The organism is Micromonospora yongxingensis (genome assembly GCF_052601155.1).
On record NZ_JBQXEO010000025.1, the window covers coordinates 34568 to 52055 of the forward strand.

Here is a 17488-nt window from a genome sequence, read left to right on the forward strand (position 1 = left end):
CTAGGGCGGCGCGACGGAGAATTTGAGCGCCGGGCGGCCACGGGGGGAGCCGCCCGGCGACGGGGTGAATCGTACACGCGGCGGGCCGGTCCGTGTCCACCCGTGACGGGCGATTTGGCCGCTCGGGACGGCGCGGCGAAAATCGGCTTCTCCCCACCTCGACACTCAGGTAGGCGTGCGAGTCTTGATACCGCACCAGCCGCGACGACCGACCAACGCTGTGGAGGACCGGTGGCCCAGCCGACCATGCCCGATGCCCCGACGCCGAACGGGGCGGCTCCGGACAGACCCGAGCCGGTGACTACCCCCGCGCAGGACGCCACCCTGCTCGAGCGGGCACTGTTCGAGATCAAACGGGTCATCGTCGGGCAGGACCGGATGGTGGAGCGGATGTTCGTGGCGCTGCTCGCCCGCGGTCACTGCCTCCTCGAAGGGGTGCCGGGGGTGGCCAAGACCCTGGCGGTGGAGACCCTCGCCAAGGTCGTCGGCGGGTCCTTCGCCCGGGTGCAGTTCACCCCGGACCTGGTGCCGGCCGACATCATGGGCACCCGGATCTACCGGCAGTCCAGCGAGAAGTTCGACGTCGAGCTGGGCCCGGTCTTCGTCAACTTCCTGCTCGCCGACGAGATCAACCGCGCGCCGGCCAAGGTGCAGTCGGCGCTGCTGGAGGTGATGAGCGAGCGGCAGGTCTCCATCGGCGGGGAGAGTCACCGGGTGCCGGACCCGTTCCTCGTGATGGCCACCCAGAACCCGATCGAGCAGGAGGGCGTCTACCCGCTGCCGGAGGCGCAGCGGGACCGGTTCCTCATGAAGATCGTGGTGGGCTATCCGACCGACGCCGAGGAGCGGGAGATCGTCTACCGGATGGGCGTCGCCGCGCCGGAGCCGTCGGCGGTGTTCGACACCCCCGACCTGATCGCCCTGCAACGCAAGGCGGATCAGGTCTTCGTGCACAACGCGCTGGTGGACTACGCGGTCCGCCTGGTGCTCGCCACCCGCGCTCCGGCCGAGCACGGCATGCCGGACGTCGCCCAGCTGATCCAGTACGGCGCCAGCCCGCGCGCCTCGCTCGGCCTGGTCCGGGCCACCCGCGCGCTGGCGCTGCTGCGCGGACGGGACTACGCGCTGCCGCAGGACGTGCAGGACATCGCCCCGGACATCCTGCGGCACCGGCTGGTGCTCAGCTACGACGCGCTCGCCGACGACGTGCCGGCCGACCACATCGTGCACCGGGTGATGTCCACCATCCCGCTCCCGGCGGTCGCCCCCCGGCAGCAGGCATCCCCGTCGCCGACGGCACCGCCGCCGGGCGCAGGCTGGCCCGGGCAGCGCCCGTGACCTCACCCACCCCTCGACCCGCCCCTCTCGCCGATCGCAGTGAGGCCGTGCTGTCCCGGCTCCAGCTGCTGGTCACCCGCAAACTCGACGGCATGCTCCAGGGCGACTACGCCGGGCTGCTGCCCGGGCCGGGCAGCGAGGCCGGTGAGTCGCGGGAGTACCGCCCCGGCGACGACGTCCGCCGGATGGACTGGCCGGTCACCGCGCGGACCACGACGCCGCACGTGCGGCGTACGGTCGCCGACCGGGAGTTGGAGACGTGGCTGGCGTTGGACCTCTCGGCCAGCCTGGACTTCGGCACCGGCCAGTGGCTCAAGCGGGAGGTGGTGGTGGCCGCCGCGGCCGCCATCACCCACCTCACCGTGCGGGGCGGTAACCGGATCGGCGCGGTGATCGGCACCGGCGGCGGCGCGCCCGCGCCGACCCGACGCTGGCGGGGTGGCGCACCGCCGCCCGGGCCCGGGGTGCTCACCCGGCTGCCGGCCCGCTCCGGCCGCAAGGAGGCGCAGGGTCTGCTGCGTGCCGTCGCCGGCACCGCGATCCAGCCCGGTCGGGGTGATCTGGGCGCCCTGATCGAGATGCTCAACCGGCCGCCCCGACGGCGCGGGGTGGCCGTGGTGGTCTCGGACTTCCTCGCGCCGGCCGAGCAGTGGGCGCGGCCGATGCGCAAGCTGCGGGTCCGTCACGACCTGCTGGCGATCGAGGTGGTCGACCCGCGCGAGCTGGAGCTGCCCGACGTGGGCGTGCTGCCGGTGGTCGACCCGGAGAGCGGCGAGCTGCACGAGGTGCAGACCGCCGACCCGCGGCTGCGGCAGCGCTACGCCGACGCCGCCGCCGCCCAGCGGGCCACCATCGCCGCCGCCCTGCGCGGCGCCGGCGCGGCCCACCTGCGTCTGCGTACCGACCGAGACTGGCTGCTGGACATGGTGCGTTTCGTGGCCGCGCAGCGGCATGCGCGCACCCGGGGGACGACACGATGATCCGTTTCATGCAACCGTGGTGGCTGCTGGCTGTTCTGCCGGTCCTCGCACTCGCCGCGTTCTACATCTGGCGGCAGCTGCACCGCCGGGCGTACGCCATGCGGTTCACCAACGTGGATCTGCTGCGCACGGTGGCCCCGAAGGGGCTGGGCTGGCGTCGCCACGTTCCGGCCACCGCCTTCCTGCTCTGCCTGCTGGTGCTGGCCACCGCGCTGGCCCGACCCGCGGTGGACACCAAGGAGCCGCTGGAGCGGGCCACCGTGATGCTCGCCATCGACGTGTCGCTGTCCATGCAGGCCGACGACGTGGCACCGAACCGGCTGGAGGCGGCCCAGGAGGCGGCCAAGCAGTTCGTCGGCGAGCTGCCGGAGAGCTACAACCTCGGCCTCGTCTCGTTCGCCAAGGCGGCCAACGTGCTGGTGCCGCCGGGCAAGGACCGGGACGCGGTGACCAGTGCGATCGACGGGCTGGTGCTGGCCGAGGCGACCGCCACCGGTGAGGCGGTGTTCACCTGCCTGGAGGCGATCCGGTCCGTGCCGGCCGACGGGGCGGCGGGTATCCCACCGGCGCGGATCGTGCTGCTCTCCGACGGGTTCCGGACGTCCGGCCGGTCGGTGGAGGAGGCCGCGGCCGCCGCGCAGGCGGCCAACGTGCCGGTCTCCACCATCGCCTTCGGCACCGACACGGGGCAGGTCGACATCGGCGGTCAACTCCAGCGGGTGCCGGTGGACCGGTTGGCCCTGGCCGAGCTGGCGGAGACCACCGAGGGCTACTTCTACGAGGCGGCGTCGGTGAGCGAGCTGAAGCAGGTCTACCAGGACATGGGCAGCTCGATCGGCTTCCGTACCGAGCCTCGCGAGGTGACCCAGTGGTACGCCGGGGTGGCGTTGCTGCTGGCGCTCTGCGCCGGCGCGCTCAGCCTGCTCTGGTCGTCACGGATGCTCTGACGTCGGCGGTGCCCGGGCTGGTCCCGGGCACCGCCCGTCGGGGCGGCGTGACGGGGCGGGTGAGCGACGGTCAGTGACCGCCGCCGGCCAGGACGAAGACGACGGCCACCCAGACGGCGGCGAGGGTGAAGCCCAGCGGGGCGACGTAGCGGCTCATGGACGGCTCCGGGTGGCGGCTGGACGGTCCGCGTGCGGGGGCGGACCGCAGGGGGTGGGGACGCGCACACGAAGTCGTGACCGGGCGGCTCCCGGCGACCGTCCGGGATCGGACGGCGCGGCACGCGCACCTCGGCGTTGCCGGGTGGCGGGGAGCGGAGCGGGGTCAGCTCACCAGACTGAGTCGTGGCTCAGCGGGGCTGACCATCGGCCCGGCCACGACTGGGAGGATCGCTATCTCGCACAGCGATCACCTCCTGAAGTCGGCCGGGCCGGAACGTCGATGATCGTACACCCGGGGCGCCGCCGGGACGCACTCGGCCGACCGGCCGGCGACCCCTCCACCGCCCGGCTGGCCCCTTCCGCTCCGACGGCCGGCCCGCCCGTACCAGCGTGACCAGCACCGCGGCGAAAAGGGGCAGCCAGCAGCACCGGGCCAGCACCCAGCCGGGGTCGTCCGGCGCGGTGTGCAGCCCCGGCAGGGCCAGCCCGCCCCGGGCGAGGAGCGCGGTCACCGCGACCAGCACCGGCTGGTGCCACAGGTAGATCCGCACGGCGTTCCGGTTGACCTCGGTCACCGCCCGGCTCGGCAGTGGTCGGGCCAGCAGCCGTTCCAGGGCCGGCCGGGCGAGCAGCCCCAGCCCGACCTGGGTGACCGCCAACGCCACCGCCAGCAGCGACGGCGGGTTCAGGTTCGACACCCCCGCCCCGGGCACCCCGACCGCACTGACCGGGTAGCCCAGCGCCAGCAGCGCCACCAGCGCGGCGGCGCCGCCACCGGCCAGCGCAACCGCCACCCGGCGGCCGGCCAGCCGCCCGTCGGCGTGCGCCACCCCCAGCAGGTACGGCACCGCCCAGGCCACCACCACCGTCACCGGCGGCACGTCGACCCCGGCCGGCAGCAGGCGCGTCACCAGGTCGGCCACCGCCACCACGGCCACCGCCGGCGCCACACAGCGCGCCACACCCCACCGCCGGACGGCGGTGACCAACGGACCGGTCGACGCGACCAGGAGCAGCAGCGGCAGCAGGAACCACAGTGGACTGACCGCGAGCCGCAGCGCCACGGCGAGCGTGTCGTCCGGGGTGCCGGCCACGGTGGCGGCGAGCAACACGGCCGCACCCACGCCCAGCAGCGCCACCGCGGGCAGGAGCAGCCGGCGCAGGCGGCCGGCCAGCCAACCGCCCGACCCACCCCGGTGGCGGGCCAGCGACCGGGCCGAGCCGAACCCGGCGGCGAAGAAGAACAACCCGAGCGTCTGCAACACCCAGGTCACCGGCGCCAGCGCCGGCACCGCGCTCAGCGGACTGGCCTGGTGCAGCCCGCCGCCGTCGTTCAGCACCAGGCCGGTGACCAGCCAGTGCCCCAACACCACCCCGCCGATGGCGTACGCCCGCAGCGCGTCGACCGCGCGGTCACGGCTCACCGGGCGTTCCCCGCCCGCTCGGCGTCGGCCCCGTCCCGCACGACCGCCGCCACCGCGACCAGCGCGGCGCTGCCCGGAACCAGGTAGCCGTCGTGCCCCGCCACCCCGGCCACCGGGAGCGGTCGGGCGCCGAACGCCGGGTCGCCGGGACGCCGGCCGTACCCGAGGCCGACCAACCGCACCGGCGGCACCCGGCGGATCCAGTCGGTGGGCGCCTCGGCCGCCCAGAACCGTGCGCCGCCGGGCAGTTCGTCGGCGTGCTGCACCCCGGCGCCGATCCCGCCGAGGCTGACCACGTCAGTGACCTGCGGTGGGGCGTCCGCCGCGGCCAGCGACACCACCAGCGAGCCGTAACTGTGCCCGATCAGGGTGATCGTGGCGGCGGGACGCCGCTCCGCCAGCTCCCTCAGCAGCGCGGCCATCGCGACCGCGCCGCGCCGGGCACCGGCGCCGTCGGCGGCGGTCAGCACCCCGTCGGGTGGGTCGTAGCCGAGCCAGGCCAGCACCGCGACCCGAGCGGTCGGGTCGGCCGACCGCGCAACCCGGTACAACTGCTCGGCCTGCACCGCCGGCGCCCGGTGGGCCACCCCGCCCAGCCCTCGGTCGAAGTCGGCCAGCGTGCTGCCCACACCGGGCACCAGCACCGCGATCCGGTCCGCCTCGGCCAGGTCGCCGAGCACCTCCACCGCACGTCCGTCGCCGCGCGGGTCGAACGTCAGGAACCGGCGTCCGACCGCCGCCCAGTCCGCGTACGGGGGGCCGGCCGCGCGCATCGCCGCCGCCGTGACCGGGTACGCCTCGACGAACCCGGCCGCCGCCGCCGGCTCGGCCCGGCCGGGCAGAACCAGGTTCACCCCGAGCAGTACGGCCAGCGCCAGCCGCCCGGCACCTCGTCGTCGCATCGCGCTCTCCCTCCGGAATGTGGTCCGGAGGGAGACTGCGCCGGTGGGTGGCGCTCGGGCGTCGTCCCGGGGAGCCGTTCCCGGGCTGGCTCCGCGGAGCTACTCGCCGGCGGCGACCAGACCCGTCTCGTACGCCAGCACGACGGCCTGGGCCCGGTCCCGCAGCCCCAGCTTGGCCAGGATCCGCCCGACGTGCGTCTTCACGGTCTGCTCGGCCACCACCAGGTCGGCGGCGATCTCCGCGTTGTTGCGACCTCGGGCGATCAACCGCAGCACCTCGGTCTCCCGTGGAGTGAGGCCGGCCAGGTCGGTGGGGCGGGGCCGGCGGCGGTCCGGGCGGGCGGCGAACTCGGCGATCAGCCGACGGGTGACCGCCGGGGCGAGCAGGGCGTCCCCGGCCGCCACCACCCGCACGGCCTGCACCAGGTCGGCCGCCGGGGCGTCCTTGAGCAGGAAGCCGCTGGCCCCGGCGCGCAGCGCCTCGTACACGTAGTCGTCCAGGTCGAAGGTGGTGAGGATGAGCACCCGGGGGCGCTGCGCCGACCGGTCGCCGAGCAGCTTGCGGGTGGCCGCCAACCCGTCCATGACCGGCATGCGAACGTCCATCAGCACCACGTCCGGGTCGAGCCGGCGGGCGGCGGCGACGGCCTGGGCGCCGTCGGCGGCGTCGCCCACCACCAGCAGGTCCGGCTGGGCGGCGAGCAGCGCGCCGAAGCCCTGCCGGACCATCGCCTGGTCGTCGGCGATCAACACCTTGATCATCGGTCCCCGCCCTCCGCCTCGTACGGCAGTTCGGCCGCCACCTCGTAACCCCCGCCGGGCAGCGGCCCGGCGGTGAACGTACCGCCGAGCGAGGTGGCCCGCTCCCGCATCCCGGTCAGCCCGTGCCCGGCGCCGGCCTCGGTGCCCGGCCGCGCGTCCACGTCGTCGGGCGGCGCGTTGCGCACGCGTACCGCCAGGGTGGACCGGTCCGTGTGGACGGTGACGCGCACCGCGGCACCGGCCGCGTGCCGGGCCGCGTTGGCCAGTCCTTCCTGCACGATCCGGTAGGCGGCCAGCCCGACCGGCGCCGGCACCCGCTCGTCGTCGGCCAACTCCGCGTCCAGGGTCACCGGCAGTCCGGCGCGTCGAGCCGCGTCCACCATCGCGCCCAGATCGGCCAGGTCGGGCTGTGGCGCCGTCTGCGGGCCGCTCGACTCGCTGCGCAGCACCCCCAGCAGCCGCCGCATGTCGGTCAGCGCGTCCCGGGCCGAGGAGGCGATGGCCACGAACTCCGCGGCGGCGGGCGCCGGCACGTCGGTCAGCCGGTACGGGGCGGTCTCCGCCTGCACCGCGATCAGCGACATGTGGTGGGCCACCACGTCGTGCAACTCGCGCGCGATCCGGGTGCGTTCCTCCAGCACCGCGCGGCGCTCCTGCTCCCGCTCACTCAGCTCGGTCTGCGCGGCGAGGGCCCGCCGGGACTGCCGGTTGCCCCGGATCTGGTCGCCGACGATCGCCAGCGCGCCGAGCAGCGCCAGGACGGCGGCCCGGTTCTCGGGGTGGACCAGGGTGAGCACCGGCACCGCGGTGATCGCCACCACCCAGGCCAACACCGGCCGGTCGACCCGCGCGACGACCACGGCGACCACCGCGATCGACCCGAGGGCCAGTGGCGGGGTCCACGGCCCGGGCTGGTCGGTCGGCGCGTTGAACGTGCACACCAGCAGGGCCAGCACCGTCAGCCGCCAGGCCAGCAGCGGACGCCGGGGCAGCGCCAGCAGCGGCGCCACGGTCATCGCCGCGAACAGCACCGCGACCGGCGTCGGCAGGCCCCAGTCGCTCTCCACGGCCAGCGTGATCCAGAAGAGGCCGAGCGCGGCGAGCAGCCCGGCCGGGGCGGCGTACCGGGCCAGCCTGGGCCAGCGGGCCAGCAGCGGTCGGTCGACCCGCGCGTCCGGGCCCAACAGGGTCTGCCGTAAGGCGTGCAGGGCCGCGGCGATCGGTTGCCGGTTCACCACCGGGAGGCTACGGGCCGGCACCCCCGTCAGGCGTGCCACCAGGGGTTGATCCCGGTGTCATACCCCGGTGTGACGCGGCTCCCGTTAGCGCTTACCTGCCGGTAACGCCTAGGCTCCGACGCGTCCGTGCTGACCATTCGCAAGGGGGAACCGTGGCCCGTACCGTGCTGGTGACCGGGGGCAACCGGGGAATAGGCTTGGCCATCGCGCAGGCCTTCGCCAAGCAGGGCGACCGGGTGGCGGTGACGCATCGCAGCGGCGACGCACCCGAGGGGTTGTTCGGGGTGCGGGCCGACGTCACCGACGCCGCCTCGATCGACGCCGCGTTCACCGCCGTGGAAGCCGAGTTGGGGCCCGTCGAGGTGCTGGTCGCCAACGCCGGCATGACCGCCGACACGCTGCTGCTGCGGATGACCGAGGAGCAGTTCACCGACGTTCTGGACACCAACCTCACCGGCGCGTTCCGGGTCGCCAAGCGGGCCTCCGGCAAGATGCTCCGCGCCAAGTGGGGCCGCATGATCTTCATCTCGTCGGTGGTCGGCCTCGCCGGTGGCGCCGGTCAGGTCAACTACGCCGCCAGCAAGGCCGGCCTGGTCGGCGTGGCCCGCTCGATCACCCGGGAGCTGGGCAGCCGCAACATCACCGCGAACGTGGTGGCGCCCGGCTTCATCGACACGGACATGACCGCCGGCCTGACCGAGGACCGCAAGGCGGAGATCCGCAAGTCCATCCCGGCCGGCCGGATGGCCAGCCCGGACGAGGTCGCCGGGGTGGTCACCTGGCTGGCCTCCGACAGCGCCGGGTACGTCTCCGGCGCCGTGATCCCCGTCGACGGCGGCCTCGGCATGGGCCACTGACCAGCGCTTTCTCACTACGTACGGAGGAACCCCTGCATGTCCGGACTGCTCGCCGGTAAGCGGCTGCTGGTCACCGGCGTCATCACCGACGCCTCCATCGCCTTCTCGGTGGCGAAGCTCGCCCAGGAGAACGGCGCGCAGGTCGTGCTGACCGGCTTCGGACGGCTCTCCCTGGTCGAGCGGATCGCCAAGCGGCTGCCCGAGCCGGCGCCGGTGATCGAGGTGGACGTGACCAACACGGAGCACCTGGCCAGCCTCGCCGACCGGGTCCGCGAGCACGTCGACGGCCTCGACGGTGTCGTCCACTCGATCGGGTTCGCGCCGCAGAGCTGCCTCGGCGGCGGCTTCCTCGACGCCCCCTGGGAGGACGTGGCGACCGCGCTGCACGTCTCCACGTACTCGTACAAGTCACTGGCCATGGCGGCGCTGCCGCTGATGTCCTCCGGCGGCGCGGTGGTCGGGCTGACCTTCGACGCGACCAAGGCGTGGCCGGTCTACGACTGGATGGGCGTGGCCAAGGCCGGCCTGGAGTCCGCGTCCCGCTACCTGGCGCTGCACCTGGGCAAGCAGGGCATCCGCAGCAACCTGGTCGCCGCCGGGCCGCTGCGCACCATCGCCGCGAAGTCGATCCCCGGCTTCGACCAGTTCGAGGACGCCTGGACCCAGCGGGCCCCGCTGGGCTGGAGCCTCACCGACCAGGAGCCGGCCGCCCGCGCCTGCCTGGCGCTGCTGTCCGACTGGTTCCCGGCCACCACCGGCGAGATCGTGCACGTCGACGGCGGCTACCACGCCATCGGCGCCTGACGTTCCCGGCGGCGCCCCCGACCGTCGGCCCGTGTGATCCACGCCGGCCGGAGCAGGGGGCGTCGCCGGGTCGTTCCGGCCGACCGGCAAGAATGGACCCATGGCGTACGACGCGGTGGTGCTGGTGTCCTTCGGTGGGCCGGAGCGGCCCGAGGACGTGATGCCGTTCCTGCAGAACGTGACCCGGGGTCGCGGCGTCCCGCCCGAGAGGCTGGCCGAGGTCGCCGAGCACTACCAGCACTTCGGCGGGGTGTCCCCGATCAACCAGCAGTGCCGTGACCTGCTGGCCGCCATCCGCGCCGACTTCGCCGCCAACGGCCTCGACCTGCCCGTCTACTGGGGCAACCGCAACTGGGACCCGCTGCTCGCCGACACCGTGACCCGGATGCGCGACGACGGGGTCACCCGGGCGCTGGCCTTCGTCACCAGCGCGTACGGCGGCTACTCGTCCTGCCGGCAGTACCAGGAGGACATCGCCGCCGCCCGGGCCGCGGTCGGCCCGGACGCCCCGGTGATCGAGAAGCTGCGCCAGTTCTGGGACCACCCCGGGTTCGTCGAGCCGCACGTGGACGCGGTCCGTGCCGCGTTGGGCCAGCTCGACCCGGCCAGGCGGGACACCACGCGGCTGGTCTTCACGGCTCACTCCGTCCCCACCTCCATGGCGGCCAACGCCGGCCCGCACGGCGGCCGGTACGAGGCGCAGCTGAACGAGGTCGCCCGGCTGGTGGCCGCGGCCGCGGCACCCGACCTGCCGTACGACCTGGTGTGGCAGAGCCGCTCGGGCCCGCCGCAGGTGCCGTGGCTGGAGCCGGACATCAACGACCACCTGGCCACCCTCGCGCAGAGCGGCACCACGAGCGTGGTGGTCAGCCCGATCGGGTTCGTCTCCGATCACCTGGAGGTGGTGTGGGACCTGGACACCGAGGCGCTGGAGACGGCCAAGCAGCTCGGCCTGGACTTCGTCCGGGCCGGCACCCCGGGGACCGACCCGCGTTTCGTGACCATGGTCCGTGAGCTGGTCACCGAGCGGACCGACCCGGACGGCGCGCAGCTACGTCGCCGGCTGGGCGAGCTGCCGATGTGGGACACCTGCCCCACCGTCTGCTGCGTGCCGACCCGCCGCCCCTGACCGCCCACCCGCCCACCGAACCCCCGGGGATCACCGATGCAGGACCGTAAGCCCGTGCAGAGCTGGCTGACCGACATGGACGGCGTGCTGGTGCACGAGGGCCAGCCGGTGCCCGGCGCGCCGGAGTTCATCAACCGGATGCGCGCCTCCGGCAAGCCGTTCCTGGTGCTGACCAACAACTCGATCTACACCCCGCGCGACCTGACGGCCCGGCTGAGCCGGATGGGGCTGGACGTCCCGGAGGAGTCGATCTGGTCCTCCGCCCTGGCCACCGGCCAGTTCCTCGCCGACCAGCGGCCGGGCGGCACCGCGTACGTGATCGGGGAGGCCGGGCTGACCACGGCGCTGCACGCCGTGGGCTACGTGCTCACCGACTTCGCGCCGGACTACGTGGTGCTCGGGGAGACCCGCACCTACAGCTTCGAGGCGATCACCAAGGCAGTCCGACTGATCAACGACGGGGCGCGGTTCATCTGCACCAACCCCGACGTGACCGGCCCCTCCGTGGAGGGCGCGCTGCCCGCCGCCGGCTCGGTCGCCGCCATGATCTCCAAGGCGACCGGGGTGGAGCCGTACTTCGTGGGCAAGCCCAACCCGATGATGATGCGCTCGGCGTTGAACACCATCAACGCGCACTCGGAGAGCACCGCAATGATCGGCGACCGCATGGACACCGACATCCTGTGCGGCCTGGAGGCCGGGCTGGAGACCATCCTGGTACTCACCGGGATCAGCAGCCGCACCGAGGCGGAGCGCTACCCGTACCGCCCGTCCCGGATCGTCAACTCGGTGGCTGACCTGCTCGACGAGGTGTGACCAGCCGGCCTCGGGCGCGCGCCGCCATGCGCCGGTGCTGCCGGCGTACCACCATGATCATCCAGACGAAGAACAGCATCTCTGCGGCGGCGAATATCAGGAAGACTGCGGTCTCGACCATGGTCGCCTCCCGTCAGGGGCGCAGAGGGGCGTTGCAGGCGGCCACCAGTGCCTGCCGGCAGGCCGTCGTCAGCGGGCGGAGCGCGGCGTCGCGCTGCTGCGCCTCGTAGTTGTTGATGGCGCCGCCGGGCGCGGCGTGCCCCGCCAGCGCGAGCACCCGGTCGAGCACCGCGGCGCGGGCGAAGAGCCGACGGGCCCGTGGGTCGAAGCCGGGTGGCAGGTCGGTGGCGCCGTCCGGGCGGCGCAGCGCGGCCAGTGCGCCGGCCAGCTCGGGCCGCCACTGGGCGACGTCGAGGCGGGTCAACGCGGCGGTGGTCTCGGCCAAAGCGGCGGCCAGTTCGGCCTCCGCCTCGGCGGCACCGGGCAGCGAGAGTGAGGCGGCGGGCGCGTTGGCCGGCAGCGGGTACACCCGCCAGAGCACCGTCTCGAAGCAGTCCCCGGAGCCGGAGGTGTGCGACCGCACCTGCGGGATCAACCCGAGCCCGCCGGCCACCACCGCCTCGCCCGTGACCAGCGCCGCGCCGGCGAAGTCGCCGGGGCCGGGCAGCCCTCGCGGGTCACCCGGCGCGGGCAGCACCAGGCGGATCTCGTCCGGGGAGAGCTTGGCCAGGGTGGGCAGCGCGGCCGAGAGCGGGACGTCGGTCCAGGTGCCGGGGGCGTCCGCCACGAGGTGCTCCTCGTCGCCGGCGATGGCATCGGCGACCTCGTCGTACGGCACCAACCCGGCGCGCCACGCGCGCACCCAGGCGACGAACCGGCTCGACCGGCGCGGCGTGAGTGTGGCCGCGCCCGTTGCGGGGGTGGACATGCCGAAAGGGTACGTGGTGACCGGCGGCCCTGTCTCGACTGCCGCTCCGGCCGCCCTGCGTGCCCCGAACTGCCCCCTTCGCCCCACCCCAACCACCCCCGACCGCCGGTTGGGAGCGCGTGGGCGGTGTGTCGGGGTGATGCGTGGGGACACCGGGGTTAGCGTGATCGACATGGCGGGGCGATACGGCGAGGACGTGTTGGCGGGGGACTGGCGGCGGCGGAAGGTCACGCCCGAGGTGGACGCCGAACCGGATCTCGTGGTGGAGGACGCCGACTCCGGGTTCTGCGGAGCGGTCGTGGGCTTCGAGGCCGGCGCCGTGGTGCTGGAGGACCGGCACGGCAAGCGGCGCAACTTTCCCCTGCTGCCGGCGGCGTTCCTGCTCGACGGCCGCCCCGTGACGCTGCGCCGCCCGACCCGCGCGCCGGTGCCGGCCGCCCGCCGGCGTACCGCGTCCGGTTCGGTGGCGGTGGACAACGTCCGCGCCCAGGTGGCCAAGGCCAGCCGGATCTGGGTGGAGGGCATCCACGACGCCGCGCTGGTCGAACGGATCTGGGGCGACGACCTGCGCATCGAGGGCGTGGTCGTCGAGCCGTTGGACGGCATCGACGCCCTCGACGCCGAGGTACGCGACTTCGGCCCCGGCCCGACCCGGCGACTCGGCGTGCTCGTCGACCACCTGGTGCCCGGCAGCAAGGAGAGCCGGATCGTGGCCCGGGTGAACTCGCCGTACGTGCTGGTGACCGGGCACCCGTACGTGGACGTCTGGCAGGCGGTCAAACCGGCGGCGCTGGGCATCGCGGCGTGGCCGGTGGTGCCGCCGGGACGGCCGTGGAAGGAGGGGGTCTGCGCGGCCCTCGGTGTCGCCGAGCCGGCCGACATGTGGCGGCACGTCCTGTCCCGGGTCAACAGCTTCGCCGACGTCGAGACCCCCCTGATCAACGCCATGGAGCGCCTCATCGACTTCGTCACCGAAGCGCCCTGACCGGCTGACCGCCCTCGTGCGCCCGGCGGCGGGTCAGGGGACCTCGTCGGGGCTGCGCGTGAAGACGAACGTGGCGATGTCGACCGCCACCGCCCGTCCGCTGTCGTCGCGCAGCACCGACAGGATCTCACCGTTCTCCGGGCCGGAGCGTCCCCGCCAGCGGTCCGGCCCCTCGGCGGCGAACCGGCTCACCCGCTCACCGCGCACGTGGGCCACCAGGTCACCCGCGTCCCAGCTCAGGTCCAGCGGAGTGCCCATCCACCACCAGCGGCCGGTCAGCTCGGCCAGCTCGGCCGCAGGCGCGGCGGTGGCCGGCCGCCACGGCTGCGGGAACGCCGGCTCGGCGTCCAGCACGGCGGTCAACAGCCGGCGAGCGAGACCGGTGATCGGGAAGCCGTACGAGTTGGCGAAGCCGACCACGGCGGTACGGGAGGGCCGGTGCACCACGAGGGCGGCCACGTACCCGGGCATCGAGCCGCCGTGCCCGACGTACACGCGCTCGCCGTCCCGGTAGAGCTCCAGCCCCAGACCGTGCCCGCCGGTCCACGAGTCGGGATCACTGATCACCACGGGCGCGCACATCTCGGTGAGCGTTCCGGCGGCCAGCACCGACGGGTCGGGGTCGGCGAGGAAGGCGGCCCACCGGCCCAGGTCCTCGATCGTCGACCAGAGCTGCCCGGCCGGGGCCATCGCCCCGGTGTCGGTACGGGGCTCCTCGCGCAACGTGTGGTGCCACGGGTGGACGACGTAGCCCAGGGCGAACGGCTCGGTGGCCGCGTACGAGGTGCGGCGCATCCCGAGCGGGGTGAGGATCCGCTCGGCCAGCAGGTCGGCCCAGGGCGTCCCGGTGAGTCGTTCGAGGACCCCGCCGAGCAGCCCGTACGCCAGGTTGGAGTAGTGGTAGGCGGCGTGCGGCGGGTAGGCGATCTTGTCGGCGGTCAGCCCGGCGAGCAGGGTGCTGAGGTCGGCGCCCGCGGCCCGCTCCCACCAGTCGCCCTCGGGTTCGCGTTGGATGCCGCTGGCGTGCCCGAGCATCTGGCGCAGGGTGAGCCCGCCGACGCCGGTGCCCGGCAGGTGCCGCTCCAACGGGTCGTCCAGGGCCAGGCGGCCGGCGTCGCGCAACTGCATGATCAGCGTGGCGGTCATAGTCTTGCTGATCGAGCCGACCCGGTACTGCAGGTCGACGCCCGGGCGGGGGTGCTCGCCGACGGCGGCCAGGTGCACCAGCGCGCCGTCACGGACCACACCCAGCACCAGCGACGGGGTACGGCCGTCGATCTGTGCCCGGGCGACCTGGTTGTCGACCTGTCGGGCGGTCTCGGGCAGCAGGGTCAACGGGATCTCCTCGCTTGTCGGCTCGGGCGGGGCCGCCGGCGCGCGGTGTCTCGGCGGGCCGGGTCGGTGTCGCCGAGCGTACTGATCATCACGGGTCGGCTGCTCGTGCATTCGCGTGTCACGATTGTCGTGTGGACGCCGTGGTGTGGATCGTGTTGGGTGTGCTCCTGGTTGTCGCCGAGATCTTCACGACGACGCTTTTCCTGATCATGTTCGGTGTCGGCGCGTTCGCCGCCGCCGGTGCGGCCGCCCTGGGCGCGCCGGTCGCGGTGCAGGCGCTGGTGTTCGCGGTGGTGTCGGCGTTGAGCCTGGTGGTGGTCCGGCCGGTCATCCGACGGCATCAGCGGACGGCACTGGACAGCGGTGAGCAGCCGTTCGGCGTGGAGGCCATCGAGGGGTCCACGGCGCTGGTGCTGGAGCGGGTGGACGCCGACCACGGCCTTGTCAAGATCGACGGGGAGCTGTGGAGTGCCCGGCCGTATGACACGACGCAGACCTTCGAGCCGGGTCAGCGGGTTCGGGTGATAAAGGTCCGGGGCGCGACCGCCCTGGTCTGGCAGGACGAGGTTTCTTCCGCCGGCGAACTGCCGGAACCGAGAGGGTGAACGGGATGACTGTCATAGGCGTGCTGGTGATCGCGGTGGCGTTGATCGCCGTGGTGACACTGGCCAAGGCGGTGCGGATCGTGCCGCAGCAACGCCAGGACGTGGTGGAACGGCTCGGAAAGTACAAGCGGACCCTCAGCCCCGGCCTCAACCTGCTGGTGCCCTTCATCGACGCGGTCCGTACCAAGGTCGACATGCGGGAGCAGGTCGTCAGCTTCCCGCCGCAGCCGGTGATCACCTCGGACAACCTGGTTGTCTCGATCGACACGGTCCTCTACTTCAAGGTGGTCGACTCCGTCCGGGCGACGTACGAGATCTCCAGCTTCCTCCAGGCCATCGAGCAGCTCACCGTCACCACCCTGCGGAACGTGATCGGTTCGCTGGACCTGGAGCGGGCGCTGACCAGCCGGGACGAGATCAACCGGCACCTCTCCGGCGTGCTGGACGAGACCACCGGCCGTTGGGGCATCAAGGTGACCCGGGTGGAGATCAAGGCGATCGAGCCGCCGGCCAGCATCCGCGACTCGATGGAGAAGCAGATGCGCGCCGAGCGGGACCGCCGTGCGGCGATCCTGACCGCCGAGGGGCACAAGCAGTCGGTGATCCTCACCGCCGAGGGTGACAAGCAGTCGGCGGTGCTGCGGGCCGACGGTGACCGGCAGGCCCGGATCCTGCAGGCCGAGGGTCAGGCCAAGGCCATCCGCACGGTGTTCGACGCGATCCACCAGGCGAACCCGAGCCAGAAGGTGCTCGCCTACCAGTACCTGCAGGCCCTGCCGCAGATCGCTCAGGGCAGCGCCAACAAGGTCTGGATCATCCCGGCCGAGTTGACCAAGGCGCTGGAGGGAATGGGTGGCGCGCTGGGTGGTCTGAGCCAGATGGTGGGGGATCTTCCCGCACCGGAGGCGGCCGACCACGCGAGCCAGGTCGAGCGCGAGGCCGCGGAGGCCGCCCAGGCCGCGGCGGACGCCGCCCAGCAGATCCACGACGAGGTACGCGTCGCCGAGGCGCAGGTTTCCGGCGGTAAGGGGCCGCAGGGCCTGCCCGCGCCGGAGCCGGTCTCGCCGGCCAGCCTGGTCAACGATCCGAGCGACCAGCGCGAGCGCGGCTGATCGAGTACACCGGCCGTCCGGCCGGGTAAATACGAGAAAGACTCATGGGGCGCTCCGACGCCTGCCACGATCGGTCCTAGGACGGGTGGTGACCAGGCAATCGGGGCGCCCCGGCGCGTCCCGCACCGCTCGTGGACGAGCGAGGTGACGCATGAAGGATCCGGCGAATCGGATGTGGTCCTCGGCCCCGGTGCCCGGCGCGCACGACCCGGCCGGCCCACTGGGCTCCCGGCGCAGCGGCGGCGGCTTCGGCGTACTGCCGTTCGTGGGCGAACCGACCCCGGCGGGGCCGGCGACGAACGCCAGTTGGGCCTGGTCGATACGCCGGTTCGCACGGGCGGCGGTGTGGCTGCTGCCCGCGTACGCCGTCCTCTACGGCGCGGTGGCGATGGCCAGCGACGGCGGGGTGGGCAACGACCCGTACCCGGCTGACGGTCGGGCCGCGTACCTGATCGGTTGGGTCGCCGCGGTGTGGCTCGGGCTACTCGCGCTGCTGGCCCTCACCGGGCTGCTCGCCGCGACCCGCAGCCGCCGGGTGGCCGCCGCCGGGCTGCTGGTCAGCATCGCCGGCACCGTGCTGATGCTGCCGTTCGCGGGGCTCGCCGAGCAGACACCGGTGTTCGGCACCACCGCGCGTTCGCTGGTCCTGGTCGGTGCGACCTTCTACAGCGTGGGTTGGTTCCTCACCGGGTGGGCGGTGGCCCGCTCGGGCACGTTCAGCCTCGGCGACGGGGTGATGCTGATCATCGCCGCTCCGCTGCTCGGTCTGGGCGGCGCCCTGATCGGTTCGCTACAGACGTTCGGCGCGATCTTCGTCCTGATCGCCGGCATCGGCATCGGCTACCGCTCCGGCCGCCTGATGCCCCGCGAAACGGCCCGCGACGCCGCCAGCGCCAGCCTTTCCACCCCAACCCCGTAACCACCCACCACCCACCGGCGACCTCACCCACCCACCCACCCACCCCACCCACCCCGGTCGATCATGAAGTTGTTGCCCTCCGCGACGGCGCGTCGTGGCAATAACTTCATGATCACCGGGGTGGGCCGGGGTGGGCCGGGGTGGGCCGGAGTGGGGTCTGGGTGGGAGTTGGCTGGTGGGGAGTGGTGAAGTTGCTGACAATCGGGCTTCGGAGGTGGTCGGTTGGCGGCTTTCGTGGCAATCCTGGG

General features: G+C 73.6%; 17 protein-coding genes. 11 read left to right on the forward strand and 6 right to left on the reverse strand.

What is annotated here, in order from left to right:
* Window positions 1–231 precede the first annotated feature (231 nt).
* From ACTWLT_RS25265 to ACTWLT_RS25275, 3 genes are read left to right on the forward strand one after another with little or no spacing between them, the layout of a single operon-like run.
* Window positions 232–1338: an AAA family ATPase gene (locus tag ACTWLT_RS25265; protein WP_252419975.1), complete on the forward strand. Its 1107-nt coding sequence runs from the start codon at window positions 232–234 to the stop codon at window positions 1336–1338.
* Window positions 1317–2318: a DUF58 domain-containing protein gene (locus ACTWLT_RS25270; protein WP_445320539.1), complete on the forward strand. Its 1002-nt coding sequence runs from the start codon at window positions 1317–1319 to the stop codon at window positions 2316–2318. Before ACTWLT_RS25265 ends, ACTWLT_RS25270 begins: the two co-directional genes overlap by 22 nt.
* Window positions 2315–3265, forward strand: coding sequence for a VWA domain-containing protein (locus ACTWLT_RS25275; RefSeq protein WP_252419974.1), 951 nt, complete (start codon window positions 2315–2317; stop codon window positions 3263–3265). The genes ACTWLT_RS25270 and ACTWLT_RS25275 overlap by 4 nt, the downstream gene beginning before the upstream one ends.
* 347 nt (window positions 3266–3612) lie before the next feature.
* Here ACTWLT_RS25275 and ACTWLT_RS25280 read toward each other — a convergent pair whose 3' ends face one another.
* From ACTWLT_RS25280 to ACTWLT_RS25295, 4 genes are all read right to left on the reverse strand, one after another.
* Window positions 3613–4848, reverse strand: coding sequence for an acyltransferase family protein (locus ACTWLT_RS25280; protein ID WP_445320500.1), 1236 nt, complete (start codon window positions 4846–4848; stop codon window positions 3613–3615).
* Window positions 4845–5750 (reverse strand): alpha/beta hydrolase, encoded by a 906-nt coding sequence (locus tag ACTWLT_RS25285; RefSeq protein WP_445320501.1) that lies wholly within the window; start codon window positions 5748–5750, stop codon window positions 4845–4847. The genes ACTWLT_RS25280 and ACTWLT_RS25285 overlap by 4 nt, the downstream gene beginning before the upstream one ends.
* A 99-nt stretch (window positions 5751–5849) precedes the next feature.
* Window positions 5850–6512, reverse strand: coding sequence for a response regulator (locus ACTWLT_RS25290; RefSeq protein WP_252419971.1), 663 nt, complete (start codon window positions 6510–6512; stop codon window positions 5850–5852).
* A complete protein-coding gene (locus tag ACTWLT_RS25295) occupies window positions 6509–7747 on the reverse strand; it encodes a sensor histidine kinase (protein ID WP_445320502.1) in 1239 nt (412 codons plus the stop codon). Before ACTWLT_RS25295 ends, ACTWLT_RS25290 begins: the two co-directional genes overlap by 4 nt.
* Window positions 7748–7902: 155 nt before the next feature.
* Between ACTWLT_RS25295 and fabG the strand changes: the two genes are divergently transcribed.
* The 4 genes from fabG to ACTWLT_RS25315 all read left to right on the forward strand — a co-directional run bounded on the left by fabG (window position 7903) and on the right by ACTWLT_RS25315 (window position 11356).
* Window positions 7903–8607 (forward strand): 3-oxoacyl-ACP reductase FabG, encoded by a 705-nt coding sequence (gene fabG / locus ACTWLT_RS25300; RefSeq protein WP_252419969.1) that lies wholly within the window; start codon window positions 7903–7905, stop codon window positions 8605–8607.
* A 36-nt stretch (window positions 8608–8643) separates the two neighbouring features.
* Entirely contained in the window at window positions 8644–9411 is a 768-nt protein-coding gene (gene fabI / locus ACTWLT_RS25305) for an enoyl-ACP reductase FabI (protein WP_445320503.1), read from the forward strand.
* 100 nt (window positions 9412–9511) lie between these two features.
* Complete coding sequence (locus ACTWLT_RS25310; RefSeq protein WP_445320504.1) at window positions 9512–10540, forward strand: ferrochelatase; 1029 nt, start codon at window positions 9512–9514, stop codon at window positions 10538–10540.
* 36 nt (window positions 10541–10576) lie between these two features.
* A complete protein-coding gene (locus ACTWLT_RS25315; protein ID WP_445320505.1) occupies window positions 10577–11356 on the forward strand; it encodes an HAD-IIA family hydrolase in 780 nt (259 codons plus the stop codon).
* Between the two features lie 133 nt (window positions 11357–11489).
* Here the strand turns inward: ACTWLT_RS25315 and ACTWLT_RS25320 are convergent, their stop codons facing one another.
* Window positions 11490–12284: an Rv1486c family protein gene (locus ACTWLT_RS25320; protein WP_252419966.1), complete on the reverse strand. Its 795-nt coding sequence runs from the start codon at window positions 12282–12284 to the stop codon at window positions 11490–11492.
* A gap of 172 nt (window positions 12285–12456) precedes the next feature.
* Here ACTWLT_RS25320 and ACTWLT_RS25325 point away from each other — a divergent pair, with 172 nt between their 5' ends.
* Window positions 12457–13269 (forward strand): DUF3097 domain-containing protein, encoded by an 813-nt coding sequence (locus tag ACTWLT_RS25325; RefSeq protein ID WP_445320506.1) that lies wholly within the window; start codon window positions 12457–12459, stop codon window positions 13267–13269.
* Window positions 13270–13302: 33 nt separating this feature from the next.
* On the opposite strand, the gene ACTWLT_RS25330 is transcribed toward ACTWLT_RS25325, so the two are convergent.
* Entirely contained in the window at window positions 13303–14604 is a 1302-nt protein-coding gene (locus tag ACTWLT_RS25330; protein WP_445320507.1) for a serine hydrolase domain-containing protein, read from the reverse strand.
* Between the two features lie 131 nt (window positions 14605–14735).
* Between ACTWLT_RS25330 and ACTWLT_RS25335 the strand changes: the two genes are divergently transcribed.
* The 3 genes from ACTWLT_RS25335 (at window position 14736) to ACTWLT_RS25345 (ending at window position 17240) form a co-directional block, all read left to right on the forward strand.
* Window positions 14736–15209: an NfeD family protein gene (locus tag ACTWLT_RS25335; protein ID WP_252419963.1), complete on the forward strand. Its 474-nt coding sequence runs from the start codon at window positions 14736–14738 to the stop codon at window positions 15207–15209.
* A gap of 5 nt (window positions 15210–15214) precedes the next feature.
* Window positions 15215–16321: an SPFH domain-containing protein gene (locus tag ACTWLT_RS25340; RefSeq protein WP_252419962.1), complete on the forward strand. Its 1107-nt coding sequence runs from the start codon at window positions 15215–15217 to the stop codon at window positions 16319–16321.
* 151 nt (window positions 16322–16472) lie between these two features.
* On the forward strand, window positions 16473–17240 hold the full coding sequence (locus ACTWLT_RS25345) for a hypothetical protein (RefSeq protein ID WP_252419961.1): 768 nt from the start codon (window positions 16473–16475) through the stop codon (window positions 17238–17240).
* Window positions 17241–17488: the final 248 nt, after the last annotated feature.

Excerpts from the sequence above, each read along its gene's own strand:
- ACTWLT_RS25275 (WP_252419974.1), top strand. The coding sequence starts at position 2,315 with ATGATCCGTTTCATGCAACCGTGGTGGCTGCTGGCTGTTCTGCCGGTC.
- ACTWLT_RS25285 (WP_445320501.1), bottom strand. The coding sequence starts at position 5,750 with ATGCGACGACGAGGTGCCGGGCGGCTGGCGCTGGCCGTACTGCTCGGG.
- ACTWLT_RS25290 (WP_252419971.1), bottom strand. The coding sequence starts at position 6,512 with ATGATCAAGGTGTTGATCGCCGACGACCAGGCGATGGTCCGGCAGGGC.
- fabI (WP_445320503.1), top strand. The coding sequence starts at position 8,644 with ATGTCCGGACTGCTCGCCGGTAAGCGGCTGCTGGTCACCGGCGTCATC.
- ACTWLT_RS25310 (WP_445320504.1), top strand. The coding sequence starts at position 9,512 with ATGGCGTACGACGCGGTGGTGCTGGTGTCCTTCGGTGGGCCGGAGCGG.
- ACTWLT_RS25315 (WP_445320505.1), top strand. The coding sequence starts at position 10,577 with ATGCAGGACCGTAAGCCCGTGCAGAGCTGGCTGACCGACATGGACGGC.
- ACTWLT_RS25320 (WP_252419966.1), bottom strand. The coding sequence starts at position 12,284 with ATGTCCACCCCCGCAACGGGCGCGGCCACACTCACGCCGCGCCGGTCG.
- ACTWLT_RS25325 (WP_445320506.1), top strand. The coding sequence starts at position 12,457 with ATGGCGGGGCGATACGGCGAGGACGTGTTGGCGGGGGACTGGCGGCGG.
- ACTWLT_RS25340 (WP_252419962.1), top strand. The coding sequence starts at position 15,215 with ATGACTGTCATAGGCGTGCTGGTGATCGCGGTGGCGTTGATCGCCGTG.
- ACTWLT_RS25345 (WP_252419961.1), top strand. The coding sequence starts at position 16,473 with ATGAAGGATCCGGCGAATCGGATGTGGTCCTCGGCCCCGGTGCCCGGC.